The following is a 14,392-nucleotide window of genomic DNA, read 5'->3' as shown; positions in this document are numbered from 1 at the left end:
GCAGCGGCGGTGTTTCCTGAAACAAATACGATAATAGTGTTATAAGACTGCCAGAAAAAGGCCCGTCTTTGCCAGTTTTTTATTGATTTAGAGGCCGAAATGGCACAATTTTTTAAAGCAAAACCAAATAGTTCCAAACAGTTGTCAGCTAAGTTGTCGCTGAATGTGGATCAGCTCGATCACTTAGGCGCTGGCATTGCTCAGTATCAAGGTAAAGTCGTGTTCATTCCCGGCGCTTTGCCCAATGAAACCGTGACAGTACAGCTCACCGAACAAAAGAAAAATTATGCCCGTGCCAAGTTGATTAAAGTCGATACCCAGAGCTCTGAGCGCGTCGAGCCTGAGTGTCCACACTATCATACTTGTGGCGGCTGCGACTTACAGCATATGTCATTATCGGGTCAACGTGAGCATAAAGAAGCCGCGTTGCTGGATATTATGGCAAAATTTGCAGGTACTGAAGGCGGTGCTTTATCACCTGCATTAACGGGTGAAGGCTGGTATTATCGCCGCCGCGCCCGTCTTGCAACCTTATTTGATAAAAATACCAAGCACTTAAGTTTAGGCTTTCGCGCGGCGAGCAGCAGTAATGTGGTGCCTATTAGCCAATGCCAAGTATTAGCTAAGCCGTTATCGGACTTGATCGTGCCCTTTGCTAAGTTGCTAAATCAATTGTCGGCTAAAGCCAGCTTAGGCCACCTTGAGTTGATTGCCGCCGATAATGGTCACTTCGCCGTGCTGCGGATCACTAAGGCGTTAAACGATAAGGATCTCGCTAAGCTGTCAGCATTTGCCGAGCTGCATCAGATCCATATTTGTCTGCAGGATAACGAAGGCCAATTCCAAGGCGTCGGCGTCGAGTTAGTGTTACCAGTTTATCAACTGTTAGATGAAAATGCGCAGTCGGATGCGGTGAGTTTAAGTTTCACCCCCGGTAACTTTGTGCAGGTCAATGGCCAAATTAACAAGGCCATGGTCGCTCAAGCGATGGATTGGTTAGCGCCTGCTTCAGATGAGCGCATTTTGGATTTGTTCTGTGGTATGGGGAACTTCAGTTTGCCCTTAGCCAAAATGGGCGCGGAGGTGATAGGCGTCGAAGGGGTTGCCGAAATGGTAAGCCAAGCGCGGGTGAACGCCAAAGCTAACAATCTGGATAAAATCACCTTTTATCATGGCGATTTAAGTGCAGATTTATCCCTTGAGCCTTGGATGGGCAAGATTGATAAATTACTGCTCGATCCTGCTCGTGCGGGGGCATTTGAAAGCTTGCAATGGCTAAAGAAAATGAAGCCGCGTAAAGTTGTGTATGTGTCTTGTAATCCTGCCAGCTTAGCCCGTGACAGTGCTGTACTATTAGAGCGCGGTTACCGATTACAGCGATTGGGACTTATCGACATGTTCCCACAAACACACCATATTGAAGCCATGGCACTGTTTGAATTAACCAAGTAATTTGCGCTAACAAAGTAAGCAAAGCGTTTGAATAACGTAAAAAATGTGAATATTTGGTCAGTTAGGTTTGACAAGTTCGCGCCAATGCTGAAGATAGGAGAGCCGAAGTGGTGCCCACTTTCTCTCTGAGCACGGATAAGGAAACAAATTAGATGGTCTCTGTTCGCGAAGCACACTTTAACGATCCCGATTTTAATCTAGACGATTGGGTGGCTCGTTATGTCAGTCAGGCAGATGAGGCGCAGATGCTGCTCTCCTTGATAGGGCAGGTTGATGCCTTACCTGCCAAGAGTCCTGCGGCGAAGAGAGAACTGCTCGAACGTGCCCGAGAGATGATCGAAATCCTCGCACCGCTAAACATGGACATTGAAACCCTGCAAGCGGCGATTCTTTTTGTGGTGTTCGATGCTGGGTTATTGACTGAAGAGGCTATCAAAGAAAAATTTGGTGAGCCGCTGGCGCGTTTAGTCGCGAGTGTTGTGACCATGAACGCCATCGGCGCCTTGAAAATCAACCCTAATAGTCGTTCAACTGAGCCGCAAATCGACAATATTCGCCGCATGTTGCTGGCGATGGTCGAAGATGTGCGCGCGGTCGTGATTAAACTGGCAGAGCGTGTGTGTTTGCTACGGGCAGTGAAAAATGCCGATGAAGAAACTCGCGTGCTGCTGGCCCGTGAAATTGCCGATATTTACGCGCCGCTGGCTAACCGTTTAGGGATTGGTCAGTTAAAGTGGGAATTAGAAGATATTTCCTTCCGCTATCTGCATCCAGATACCTATAAAGAAATCGCTAAGCAGTTAGATGGCAAACGACTGGATCGTGAAGTTTTTATCGAAAAATTTGTTAGCCAATTACAACAACGACTCGATGAAGATCATATCCGCGCAAAGGTCTACGGCAGACCGAAACACATCTACAGTATTTGGCGCAAGATGAAGGGTAAGCACCTCAAATTTGATGAGTTATTTGATGTGCGCGCGGTGCGTATCGTGACTGAGCGTTTGCAGGATTGTTATGGCGCATTAGGTGTGGTGCATACGCTTTGGCACCATATTCCGCGGGAATTTGACGACTATGTCGCTAACCCTAAACCTAACGGTTATCAATCGATTCATACCGTAGTGGTGGGGCCAGAGGGCAAAACCGTTGAAATTCAAATTCGTACCCAAGACATGCATGAAGATGCAGAGCTTGGTGTGGCTGCGCATTGGAAATACAAAGAAGGCAATCATTCCGGTAAGCAAAGCGGCTACGAAGAAAAAATTAACTGGCTGCGTAAAATTCTGCAATGGCAGGAAGACGTGGTCGAAAGTGGCAACTTGGTTGAAGAAGTGCGCAGCCAAGTGTTTGAAGATAGAGTCTATGTGTTCACCCCAAGCGGTGAAGTCGTCGACTTGCCACTGGGCTCAACCGTGCTCGACTTTGCCTATTACATTCACTCCCAAGTAGGGCATAAATGTATTGGTGCTAAGGTCGATGGCCGTATTGTGCCGTTCACCTATCAAGTTGAAACGGGTGAGCGAATCGAAATCATCACTTCGAAACAGCCTAATCCCAAGCGTGACTGGCTTAACCCTAACTTAGGTTATATCCGTACGGCGCGGGCGCGCTCGAAAATCCAGCATTGGTTCAAGCAGCAGGACAGAGACAAGAATATTGTCGCCGGCAAAGAAATGCTCGAGTCAGAACTGGCGCGGGTGAGCCTTAAAATTAAAGACGCCGCCATCGCGGTCGAGCGCTTTAATATGGCGAGCATGGATGACTTACTGGCGGCCATTGGCGGCGGTGATGTGCGTCTGCATCAAGTGGTTAACCATATTCAAAGCCGTCTGCGACTCGACGAAGTGTCAGAAGAAGATGCCGTCGAAGAGTTAGTTAAGAAAGGCCAACATAAGCCGACCTCCAGTGGCCGTGGTCAGGTTGAAGTCAACGGTGTAGGTAACTTGCTTAACCATATTGCCCGTTGTTGTCAGCCAGTTCCCGGTGATGAGATCTTAGGTTTTATCACTAAGGGCCGTGGCATTTCTGTACATCGTGCTGATTGTGAACAAGTTAAAGAGTTAATGCGGGTTCACCCAGAGCGCGGTGTCGATGTGGTCTGGGGCGAAAATTACTCCGGCGGGTATCGGATGCGTTTGCGGGTATTAGCCCACGATCGCAGTGGCTTATTGCGGGATTTAACCTCAGTGCTGGCGGCCGAAAAATCCAATGTATTGGCCATGAGCTCCTCATCGGATACTAAAAACCAGACTGCCGCAATTGAGTTGGAACTGGAGCTTTATAACCTCGATGGGCTATCGCGGGTGTTATCTAAGTTATCTCAGGTCGATAGCGTGATCGAGGCAAGACGGCTTTAAGTTCCGTAATGCCTTTCGAAGCGAATAGCCTTGAAATCACTAGCAATATAGAAGATATAGAGAAGCTATCTAGAAGCAGAGATAAAGGATTGGGGCAGCAGGGAGGCTCTTCATCATTCTGAGACATGGTTTGCCATGGCATTTGCTCCCCGACGCGCAGCAAGTCCGTCCTTGGATGCTCGACCGCCCCGTCCATGGGGCGGACGGCCGTCTCGCAAATCACCATGGCTCACCTTTCACGTATTAGCGTAACCAGTAGGTTCAAAAATTAAGTCATGAGTATTTTGCTAAATTGTTCAACCTGATTAGGTTCGAGTGAAGTCATTCGATTGAACATAAGAAACTTTTGGACATTTCCGAGTTAGACTTTTAGCTCAAATTAGTGAGTTTTGAATTAAAATTTCTATGGGTAACGTTTGGTTAAGGGGCGGGCTTTACCCCAGTGAGCGAAAAGAGCGATTTGAACCACTACAGTTTTATACGAGGTGAAGGTTTATATGTGTCAGGATGGAGTGATTTTCATGAATTTACCATTGATGTATTTATAAAGATGAATGGCATCAAGGTGCTGGTGTTGATGAAAACATTTCCAAAATGAATAAAGTCCCTTCTTCTCTTTTTTTGGTGATGGCCAAAAGCCTAAATAAAAATTATTAGTTTCATAAGTATTTGATTTTAATATTAACTCCGCATATTCAAGACGACCTGCTATATATTTATTAATGCCTCCGGTAGTCGTTTGGTTTAGGCCGTTAAGGTATAGCTTTACGTCAGAGTTGATGTGTAAGATTTTCGCAAAATCTTCGTCAAAAGATTTTTTACTTGTATTACTTTCTGACTCTAAGGCAAATGCTATTTTTTGTATGAAGGAGTTTTTTGTTTTTACAATGCAGCAATCTAGTAGCCATTCACCAGGTTTCTTTACGAAATAATCATCCACTCCTATGGTTTTTAATGCGTGCTCTGCATCAAAAATAGTTTGGTGTATGGACTTAGAAACCTCATGAACAAAAATTGTTGATATTAGTTGATTGGATATTGTTTCCTGTTTGTGGAATTTTTCCTTCGCGTTATAGAAGCCAGCGTTTATAGCTTGTAATAATTTTTGGTCCATCGTTGTCTCGGTATTTTGGAAAGAGCTTAATGCTACATTAAGCAAACTAAAATGGTTGGTTGTAACATGGAACGAATAGTGGTCTAACTTACTGTTTTAATTTGGCTTAAATTTCTTGCTAGCTGTAAATTAAACGTGCATGCTTTCATTATATTTGTTACCTAACTTACCAAAAAATGAGTCAAGTAAATACTGATTATCGACAGATATATTGGCTTCCCCTGATTATCTAGAGAGATTAACTAATAAAGAATTTGTCTCTCCTAAGGTTAGCTCTACATTTACTCTTTTAACATTTTTACGCTTATCCATTAAATCGTGTTTGATTAACAATTATTTTTTAAATTGTGATTTATTTGCTAATTTAAAATCAAAAATGAAATTAAATTCAGCCGCGTTAAAGGTAAGCGTCACCTTTTGGTTATGACTACCCATTTATATTACCGTACAGCTAACGCCCGCTTGAAGTGTTTGTTATAAAAACGTTTGTCACCTACCAAAGTTTACTTTTACAACATTCGGATACTCTGTCTGTTCCACTAGTGTTTTACGTTTCCATACAAGATTTTGTTTCCACTGTATTCCACTATTTTGAATTACTACACCACCACCACAGTGTGACGATAAGCAACCTGTCATCTGAATACCACCTAACTGAGAACTTATAGGGGTGAGTTCTATGCGAGTACCAGCAATTGTCATATTGACTTCAACAGCTGTGATCGGAAAAGTTATACCCTTAAATACATCGGTCCCATATCGCTGTTGCGCTTGCTCAAATGATTCAAGCTCTATAAATCGTAAATATAGATAGTCACCATTATGGTAACTCACCTCAAGCTCTTTACCTTGAGGAGGACTCCGTAAATCGAGAGGTGATCCGATATTTTCCCACGAGTTTTCCTCGATAATTATACGTTCATCTGACTCCAAACTTAGCATATTGATGTTTAATCGAAGATACCCATCTTGATCACGTACCAAAGAAACTAAATCGATGTTATCAATTGTTATTATTCTTGGGGTTTCATAGTAGAAATTACCTCCTACTACGGCCAGCAAGTCTTTACGCAACCAATCTAAACTACCTTTAACTAACTTTGCATTTGCTTTGTCTTTCTTAAGCTCATGCAGTTGTTCTGTGGTATATGCCCCACCATCCGCTTTTTTATGATGTTGAGCACATAGTGCAATCATGCCTTCTGGTTCGTTATGAGGTTTGACACTAACCGGAGGGTCAAAATGGTGGTATTCGAGGTAAGGGTTACCACACCCTTTAACAGGACAGCCAAATCCGACCTCAGAACGAAGTACCTTTTTCACACTTTTAGGAATAGGTTTTCTTTCTGACATTGTTTTCAAACTCCGAAATTTATTAGTTTCAACATTTTATTATTGTGCATGCGCGTTTACCTCATTAGACCAGTAAAAACACGCACAGTTTAATTACTTGTAATAAAAGAACTTATCAGATTTTTATTAAATACACTATCCGCAAAAATGCGCATTTTCCAAACCTATTATCTAACTGTATTAGTAGATCAGGCCACCCATTTTAAATTAACAACCTAATGTACTTTCGGTTTGCCTACAACCTGCTCTGGCTAAAATGGTTTGAATGAGAGTTACCAAAAGTAGCAGGACTGCATCTGAGGAAAAAACGAGCTAATTCATTAAGACATGGTGTATTTCAGACATGCTAACTACTGCCCATTATACGAATGGGTAGTGATTGGGGTGATCGCTATTTAAGGTTGGGTGTCTATGTTCTTTAGTCTCAACTTCCTAGCTATAGTCCAGCAAGATCTATAAAAGGTAATTCATCAAACACACTGAGCGACTTTGGTAGGCTTAGTTTTTACGCCAACGTTCCATTTTATCAACTAGTCCAGAATACCGAACTGATACAATGTAAATTGATGGCAATATGAAAATAATTACACAGCCGAGTTCGACTATTGCCTTTTTAAGTTCAGAAAATTCGAGAAAATAAGTGGTATCCCATAACTTCTGCATAAAAAACACTGCGAACAATGCAAGAGGAATTGTAAGGAAATAGTGCATAACTAAACTAAATGCGTTTTTTTCATTTGCAATGATTTTCATTTGGATACGACAATGAATTTCTACAATCAGCGCAGAAATCATAGTAAAAATGAACATCATAATTATAAGATTAATCATAGCTACCTATACTCATAACTTTAAAATGTGAGACTAAAACGAGGCAAAATTTGCGGCCGCTCAGGCTTAATGTGTGTAGTTCATTTACGGGCACTTTGTATCATTACTAATTTTAGGTCAAGTAGTGAACACTCACGAAGCTATCTTTCGGTCTCGAAATACACTATGGGCAAGTGTGCAAGCGGCAATATTACGAACTGGTTCTAGGGAGGGCGAACTCGAAAATAGATAAATATATGACTGTCACTGCTTTCCTGCTTTTCCCTATCCCAAGTTCAGGTTAATCCACAAAGCCATGCTAATTGATCATGAATATGGCTCATGTTGTATGTGAAATAAAACCGTTTTTGTTCATGTGCTGAACCACGTATAAATGACTCCAAGCGAAATATTAGACAAGCTTGAAGTTGCACACTAGCTGAGCCATCAGGACTTAAGTCATCGGCACTTAAGTTAAATAGAACCTCAGACAGAACACGAATAATGTCTATCAGAGTCGGGTCGAGAAGCTAGAAGCGCAGGGCATAAACTCAGGTTTGAAATCAGACAATGGGATACTGGAACACTATGAATAAGCATTTTACATTTACGATTAACAGCATTTGTCTTGATGAAAATTATCATCCCTCAGACAAGACGCGTATCACGACCAACTTTGCTAATTTGGCCAGAGGCAGTCATCGCCAAGCGAACTTACGCAACGCGTTAAAGATGATTGATAATAGTTTTAATGCCTTAGCGCATTGGGATAACCCTAAAGGCGATCGTTATTCTGTCGAACTTGAAATTATCTCCGTTAATTTGGATATTGACGGCAGTGGTCAAACCTTCCCATCGATTGAAGTATTGAAAACCAATATTGTTGATCATAAAACCAATAAACGTATTGAAGGCATTGTAGGTAATAATTTTTCATCTTACGTACGCGATTATGACTTTAGCGTATTACTGGCAGAACATAATAAGGGCCAAGCCAAATTTAGTATTCCAGATGATTTTGGTGGACTACATGGCAAGCTATTTCAGTCTTTTGTTAATTCTGATGCTTACAAACAGAATTTTAATAAGCCACCGGTTATCTGCCTCAGTGTGTCGGATAATAAAACCTACCATAGAATTGAGAATCAGCATCCAGTATTAGGGGTTGAATATCAGCCAAATGAGTCGTCTTTAACTGAGCAATATTTCAAAAAAATGGGCTTACAGGTGCGCTATTTTATGCCGCCAAATAGTGTGGCGCCTTTAGCTTTTTATTTCTTTGGTGATTTACTGAATGATTACACCCATCTTGAGTTGATAAGCACCATCAGCACTATGGGCACCTTTCAAAAAATCTATCGGCCAGAGATTTATAACGCCAATGCCGTTGCAGGGAAATGCTATCAACCTAATTTGAAAAACTTGGATCATTCACTGACTCAAATTGTTTATGACCGAGCAGAACGTAGCCAATTGGCGAATGAGCAAGGCAAATTTGCAGCGGAGCACTTTATCAAACCCTATCAAACGTTTTTTGAACAATGGTCTGCTAATTATCTTTAGTCGCTCTGCGCCTAATTGTCACGCTCATTAATTAATCCAATACGGCATCATTATTATGACAACACGACTTAATAAAACATCGCTTAACCAGACACTGTTACCGACTTCAACTGCGGGCAGTTTGCCTAAACCTTTATGGCTTGCAGAGCCTGAAACACTTTGGTCTCCATGGAAATTGCAAGGAGAGGAATTAATTACCGGTAAACACGATGCACTGCGTTTGTCATTACAGGATCAACAGCTAGCAGGGATTGATATTGTCAGTGATGGTGAGCAAACGCGGCAGCATTTTGTCACTACCTTTATTGAACACCTCAACGGCGTTGATTTTTCAAAACGTAAAATCGTTAAAATTCGTGATCGCTATGATGCGAGCGTGCCCACGGTTGTCGGCCCAGTGAGCCGCCAAAAGTCGGTGTTTGTTGAGGATGCCAAATTTTTACGCAAGCAAACCACGCAACGGATTAAATGGGCGCTGCCTGGCCCTATGACCATGATAGATACGCTTTATGATGACCATTATAAAAGTCGCGAAAAGCTCGCGTGGGAATTTGCCAAAATTCTTAATGAGGAAGCCAAAGAATTAGAAGCGGCGGGTGTTGATATTATCCAATTTGATGAGCCTGCCTTTAATGTGTTTTTTGATGAGGTAAACGATTGGGGTATTGCGTGTTTAGAAAGAGCCATTGAAGGGCTTAAATGCGAAACGGCGGTGCATATTTGTTATGGTTACGGCATCAAAGCCAATACAGAGTGGAAAAAAACCTTGGGCTCAGAGTGGCGCCAATATGAAGAAGCGTTTCCTAAACTGCAAAAGTCTAATATCGATATTATCTCGCTAGAATGTCACAACTCCCATGTGCCAATGGAACTACTTGAACTCATTCGCGGTAAAAAAGTCATGGTCGGTGCGATTGATGTTGCCACCGACACCATTGAAACCGCTGAGGAAGTGGCTGACACCCTACGAAAAGCCCTTAAATTTGTCGATGCCGACAAGCTCTATCCTTGCACCAACTGCGGCATGACGCCCTTATCGCATCAAGTCGCAAGAGGTAAACTCAATGCCTTAAGTGCAGGCGCAGAGATCGTCAGAAAAGAACTCTTGGCATTAAGATAAGACGCGTTAAGTGTTGCTGTCTGTTTTACAGCAGCATGTTTTATAGCAGCATGAGTCTAGCTTTGTTGAAAAGGTATTGACGTCGGTATTAAAAAAACGGGATTGGCATTCTGGTGCAAATCCCGTTTTCATTTTTAAGCTCATACATTTAGTGCTTGGGCTTATGCATTGTCTTAGCGCTTATTGGCCAAGCTTTGGTGTGCGCGGCGGAATCATGCGCCTGTCACCTGTTGACTCAAATGCACCTGCAAATTTAAGCAGGTTGTTATCGTCATAGGCGCGGCCTGCGAAGGTCAAACCAACTGGCATACCAATATCGGCCATCACGCCCATAGGTACAGTCACAGTTGGTACGCCTAAGTGACGAATCGCAAGGTTTCCGTTTGCTACCCAAACCCCGTTACTCCATGCGATATCGGCAGAAGCCGGATTCACATGGGCATCGGCGGGGCCCACATCGGCCACGGTTGGGAACAGCACGGCATCAAGCTTTAGCCCGTCCATCCAGTCTTCGAGATCCAGCTTACGCGTCTTCTCTAAGCCACGCAGACCATCGGGAATGCTGTCGATCTGGTCGAAGGATTTAAGGCCACGCTTGGCCATGTTGACATACTCTTCCATGCCTGCCGCTAAGTCTCCTTCACGGTTAGGCAAGGTGCCAAGATCATGAGGGAATATCAAATGCCCAACCACATCTTCAAGCTTGTTGAGTTTAGGGTCATTGTTAGCACGCAGGAATTCATCGAACGCCCAACCTGAGAGTTCCCATAATTCATCATGGAGGAATTGGGGCGTAACGATACCGCGGTTAAACACCGTCGGCGCACCCGGGCGGTCACCTTCACAATTGGAAACCAGCGGAAAATCGACTTCAATCACTTCGGCGCCAGCGGCTTCTAAGGCTCTACGCGCCGCTTCCCACAAATCGATAACCGATTGGCGGGTATGAATCCGTTGACCAGTTGGGCCGCCAATACCCGGATTTTCGCTGGTACCCGCCAATTCATCTTTATTGATGTACATGCGCGGCACCCCAAAACGCTTACCTTTGAGCGTATCGGCGCTAGCCGCCAGCGCCAGATAAGATTCTGGGCGAATTGTGGAGGCTTTAGGGATTTGGACCCAAGGTTGCAGACGCCAGAGATCGCCACGAGTAATGGGGTCATCGGCCACAATCACATCCAACACTTCGAGCATATCCGCCATTGTGCGAGTATAAGGCACGACAACATCCATGGTCGGGGTTAACGGCCAGTTGCCACGCACGGAAATCACGCCGCGAGACGGCGTATAGGCGCATAAACCATTATTGGACGCAGGGCCACGGCCACTTGACCACGTTTCTTCTGCAAGACCGAAAGCCGAGTAACTTGCCGCCGTACCTGTGCCCGCTCCATTGGAAGAGCCCGAAGCGAATGGTGCAGTAAGATACTCAGCATTGTATGGGCTTTCAGCGCGGCCATAGTGACCACGCTGCATACCGCCATTGGCCATGGGGGGTATATTGGTTTTGCCTAAGCAAATGGCACCCGCGGCGCGTAGGCGCTCAACGGCAAAGGCATCGTACTGGGCCACTAAATCTTTAAAGGCTGGGCTGCCAGACGCCGCCGTCAGCCCATTCACCAAATAGCTATCCTTGGCGGTATACGGAATACCCTCAAGTGGGCTTAAGGTTTCACCACGGGCGCGGCGCGCATCTGAGGCTTCGGCTTCTTTCAGCGCATCGGGATTATGTACCACTAACGCATTGAGCTTAGTCTTTGTCGCAGGGCCGTCATAGGCCTCAACCCGCGCGAGATACGACTTAACCAACTCAACTGCGGTGGTGCGGCCAGATTCGAGCGCTGCACGCAGCTCGGCAATAGAAACTTCAGTGACTTCAAACATCTTACGCCCTCCCGCAGAAAGCCAATTGTGGTGCAATAACAGTGACATTAATCGTCATGCTGTTCTCCTTGGGTTACTTTCCAGCAGGGATTTGCTGAGTAATACAATGGATATTGCCGCCACCTAATAAAATCTCACGGGCTGGCACACCCACAATCTCATGCTCTGGGAAGATTTCCTGCAGTTTTTGGGCGGCGATATCATCGGTTGCAGGGTCAAGCAGCGGGAACACGATGCGATTATTGGTGATTAAAAAGTTCACATAAGAACCTGCTAAACGCTCACCCGCCGTGCGTGGCACGCCAGTGCCTTCGGTCACACCTTTTGATTCTTCTTCGCTGCAATACAGCGGCCCCGGTTGTGGCAACAGATGGATTTTTAACTTACGGCCTTTGGCATCCACGGTATTTTGCAACACCTCTAACGCGGCTTTTGAACGTGGATATTGTGGATCAGTTTCATCATCGGTCCAGTGCAGAATGACTTCACCAGGGCGGGCAAAACAGCACATATTGTCGATATGGCCATCGGTCTCATCCATATAAACGCCATCTTGTAACCAGATAAACTGCTTAACATTCAAATAGTCACGCAGTAAGTCTTCAATCTGTTCTTTTGTCAGTTCAGGGTTACGGTTGGCGTTGAGCAAACATTCGGCACTCGTCATACAGGTGCCTTCACCATCGACATGGATGGAGCCACCTTCGAGGATCAGCGGCGCGCTGTAACGGGCAAAACCATGCTGCGCAAGCATTTGCTGTGCGACTTGCTCGTCCTTATCCCATGGGAAGTACAAACCACCGTTATGGCCGCCCCAAGCATTAAAACCCCAGTCAACACCGCGGCATTCGCCATGAGCATTTACAACTACTGTTGGCCCAGTGTCGCGAGCCCAGCAATCGTTACTGTCCATTTCAACCAAAGTGACGTGGGATGGCATTACCGCTTTAGCTTCGGCTAAAAAGGCTTTAGGGACACCCATATACACTGGAGTTGCCGCGCCAATGGCATCGGCCACCTTGGCAAAGGTCGCCTGAGCATAGGCACCAGCTGCGCGCCAGTTATCAGGACGATAGGGCCAAATCATCCACACCGCTTGCTGCGCAGCCCATTCGGCGGGCATATAAAAACCATCTTGGGATGGCTTAGTCGTTAACGGCGTGACATCCACATTCACGTTTGTCATGAGTTTTGTCTCCAGTAATGCTGAAATCTATAGAGGCGTACGCCCTAATATAGGACGATAGAATAGAGAAACGCCTAGTATAATCAAATAAATAGATCGAATAACCGCATTCATCACGCGGCGCTCCTCATGTGTATTCATCACATGTAATAGTTTGGCCGAAATTGTCAGGTCTTCACTCGGTGAGTTTTAGCTTCATTGAAGTATTGCTGCGTATCTTATCATTTAAGATGGCTTGCGCTAAATACTTGTATGCAGGACATAGATGAGAATTTGCAGGGTAACAAGGTTGTCAATTTATTGCTCACGAGATGAGTGAATTACGAAATGGAGCGAACGCTCTTTCGTTAAAATAAGTCTTAGTTGAAATACGGCACTAAAATCTGATCTCAGCATCAAAATAGCGCTTTTATTTTACCTAGCTTATCATCATCGCTTTATTATAGCCTTTCGCTAATAAGCACTGCTGAGGCGTATTTTTTGTTCTTTCTCAATATTCGCCCGTTGCAGTATTTATCTTTAAAGGACATCTGCATGACTTCCCACACGGCGCCATTAACCTCATTTTCTACTACTGAACCTTCTATGACTGAAACTTCTACAACGGAACCATCTACAACGGAACTGTCTATAACAGATGTAGAGCCGCTACTTAAGATAATGGAAAAACTGCGTGATCCGCACACGGGTTGCCCTTGGGATAAAGCGCAAACCTTTCAAACCATAGTGCCTTTTACCTTAGAGGAGGCCTATGAAGTTGCCGATACCATAGAACGTTTAGCCTGGGATGAGTTACCCGATGAACTCGGGGATTTGTTATTTCAAATCGTATTCTATTGTCAGCTCGGCAAAGAGCAGGGGTTATTTGATTTTTCGAGCGTGATTGAGAAAATCAGCGACAAGTTAACCCGTCGTCATCCCCATGTGTTTGGTGAGCAAAATGTACAAATTGGCGATAGCGCCAAAGCGATGAAAGCCAATTGGGAGGCGATTAAGGCGAGTGAACGTGAACAAAAGGCACAGCAAGTGGCGGGTGAAACCCAAGCCGATATTATTGTTTCAGCGCTAGACAATATTCCTCGCTCACAACCCGCGCTGTCACGTTCAATCAAAATTCAGCAAAGGGTGGCGCGAGTCGGGTTTGATTGGGCCGAGCTTGAGCCCGTGGTCGCTAAAATCCATGAAGAAATCGATGAAGTCTTGCATGAAGTGAATCAAGACGAGCAAGACCAAGCTAAAGTGCAGTCCGAAATGGGCGATTTGCTGTTTGCCGTAGTGAATTTAGCTCGACATCTTAAGGTCGATCCTGAACAAGCGTTGCGCCAAGCCAATCTTAAATTTGAACGCCGTTTTCGCGGCGTTGAACAGTTGGCCAGTGACAGCGGTAAAAGCATGGAAGAGCATACATTAATGGAGCTCGATGCCTATTGGGACCAAGTAAAAGCGATGGAGACGAGATAAACGGCAAATTATCCCGATTGGTGTTTGTCGAATCGCGCCGCCTTTGGTATACTACTGCCCCGTCCTAGTGCTTTCTTACAAGCACG

At 44.7% G+C, this 14,392-nt stretch carries 9 protein-coding genes; 5 read left to right on the top strand and 4 right to left on the bottom strand.

All coding sequences use genetic code 11. The annotated features are described in order from the left end of the window. The first annotated feature begins 99 nt into the window (after positions 1 to 99). Together rlmD and relA are read left to right on the top strand one after the other, a co-directional pair. Complete coding sequence (gene rlmD, locus JEZ96_RS13920; protein ID WP_061782780.1) at positions 100 to 1,452, top strand: 23S rRNA (uracil(1939)-C(5))-methyltransferase RlmD; 1,353 nt, start codon at positions 100 to 102, stop codon at positions 1,450 to 1,452. A 152-nt stretch (positions 1,453 to 1,604) separates the two neighbouring features. Continuing rightward, positions 1,605 to 3,812 (top strand): GTP diphosphokinase, encoded by a 2,208-nt coding sequence (relA, locus tag JEZ96_RS13915; RefSeq protein WP_014611073.1) that lies wholly within the window; start codon positions 1,605 to 1,607, stop codon positions 3,810 to 3,812. A gap of 502 nt (positions 3,813 to 4,314) precedes the next feature. On the opposite strand, the gene JEZ96_RS13910 is transcribed toward relA, so the two are convergent. Beyond that, positions 4,315 to 4,926 carry a hypothetical protein gene (locus JEZ96_RS13910; protein WP_025008499.1) on the bottom strand — a complete coding sequence of 204 codons (612 nt, stop codon included), beginning with the start codon at positions 4,924 to 4,926 and terminating at the stop codon, positions 4,315 to 4,317. Positions 4,927 to 5,415: 489 nt separating this feature from the next. Next, complete coding sequence (locus JEZ96_RS13905) at positions 5,416 to 6,279, bottom strand: HNH endonuclease (protein WP_128090271.1); 864 nt, start codon at positions 6,277 to 6,279, stop codon at positions 5,416 to 5,418. 1,398 nt (positions 6,280 to 7,677) lie between these two features. On the opposite strand from JEZ96_RS13905, the gene JEZ96_RS13900 reads away from it, so the two are divergent. Both JEZ96_RS13900 and JEZ96_RS13895 read left to right on the top strand, forming a co-directional pair. Next, positions 7,678 to 8,652 (top strand): DUF1852 domain-containing protein, encoded by a 975-nt coding sequence (locus JEZ96_RS13900; protein WP_061782783.1) that lies wholly within the window; start codon positions 7,678 to 7,680, stop codon positions 8,650 to 8,652. A 55-nt stretch (positions 8,653 to 8,707) separates the two neighbouring features. Then, positions 8,708 to 9,772: a methionine synthase gene (locus JEZ96_RS13895; protein WP_025008502.1), complete on the top strand. Its 1,065-nt coding sequence runs from the start codon at positions 8,708 to 8,710 to the stop codon at positions 9,770 to 9,772. 180 nt (positions 9,773 to 9,952) lie between these two features. On the opposite strand, the gene JEZ96_RS13890 is transcribed toward JEZ96_RS13895, so the two are convergent. Both JEZ96_RS13890 and aguA read right to left on the bottom strand, forming a co-directional pair. After that, positions 9,953 to 11,659 (bottom strand): amidase, encoded by a 1,707-nt coding sequence (locus JEZ96_RS13890; RefSeq protein ID WP_198779882.1) that lies wholly within the window; start codon positions 11,657 to 11,659, stop codon positions 9,953 to 9,955. A gap of 73 nt (positions 11,660 to 11,732) precedes the next feature. Further along, a complete protein-coding gene (gene aguA / locus JEZ96_RS13885; RefSeq protein WP_061782784.1) occupies positions 11,733 to 12,845 on the bottom strand; it encodes an agmatine deiminase in 1,113 nt (370 codons plus the stop codon). A 534-nt stretch (positions 12,846 to 13,379) separates the two neighbouring features. Between aguA and mazG the strand changes: the two genes are divergently transcribed. Further along, a complete protein-coding gene (gene mazG / locus JEZ96_RS13880; protein WP_025008505.1) occupies positions 13,380 to 14,306 on the top strand; it encodes a nucleoside triphosphate pyrophosphohydrolase in 927 nt (308 codons plus the stop codon). The last annotated feature ends 86 nt before the right edge of the window (positions 14,307 to 14,392 follow it).

This window comes from Shewanella putrefaciens, assembly GCF_016406325.1.
Lineage (GTDB): Bacteria > Pseudomonadota > Gammaproteobacteria > Enterobacterales > Shewanellaceae > Shewanella > Shewanella putrefaciens.
The sequence above is the reverse complement of the archived record's forward strand: the minus strand, read 5'-3'. Positions and strand labels throughout refer to the sequence as shown.

Excerpts from the sequence above, each read along its gene's own strand:
- rlmD (WP_061782780.1), top strand. The coding sequence starts at position 100 with ATGGCACAATTTTTTAAAGCAAAACCAAATAGTTCCAAACAGTTGTCA.
- relA (WP_014611073.1), top strand. The coding sequence starts at position 1,605 with ATGGTCTCTGTTCGCGAAGCACACTTTAACGATCCCGATTTTAATCTA.
- JEZ96_RS13910 (WP_025008499.1), bottom strand. The coding sequence starts at position 4,926 with ATGGACCAAAAATTATTACAAGCTATAAACGCTGGCTTCTATAACGCG.
- JEZ96_RS13905 (WP_128090271.1), bottom strand. The coding sequence starts at position 6,279 with ATGTCAGAAAGAAAACCTATTCCTAAAAGTGTGAAAAAGGTACTTCGT.
- JEZ96_RS13900 (WP_061782783.1), top strand. The coding sequence starts at position 7,678 with ATGAATAAGCATTTTACATTTACGATTAACAGCATTTGTCTTGATGAA.
- JEZ96_RS13895 (WP_025008502.1), top strand. The coding sequence starts at position 8,708 with ATGACAACACGACTTAATAAAACATCGCTTAACCAGACACTGTTACCG.
- JEZ96_RS13890 (WP_198779882.1), bottom strand. The coding sequence starts at position 11,659 with ATGTTTGAAGTCACTGAAGTTTCTATTGCCGAGCTGCGTGCAGCGCTC.
- aguA (WP_061782784.1), bottom strand. The coding sequence starts at position 12,845 with ATGACAAACGTGAATGTGGATGTCACGCCGTTAACGACTAAGCCATCC.
- mazG (WP_025008505.1), top strand. The coding sequence starts at position 13,380 with ATGACTTCCCACACGGCGCCATTAACCTCATTTTCTACTACTGAACCT.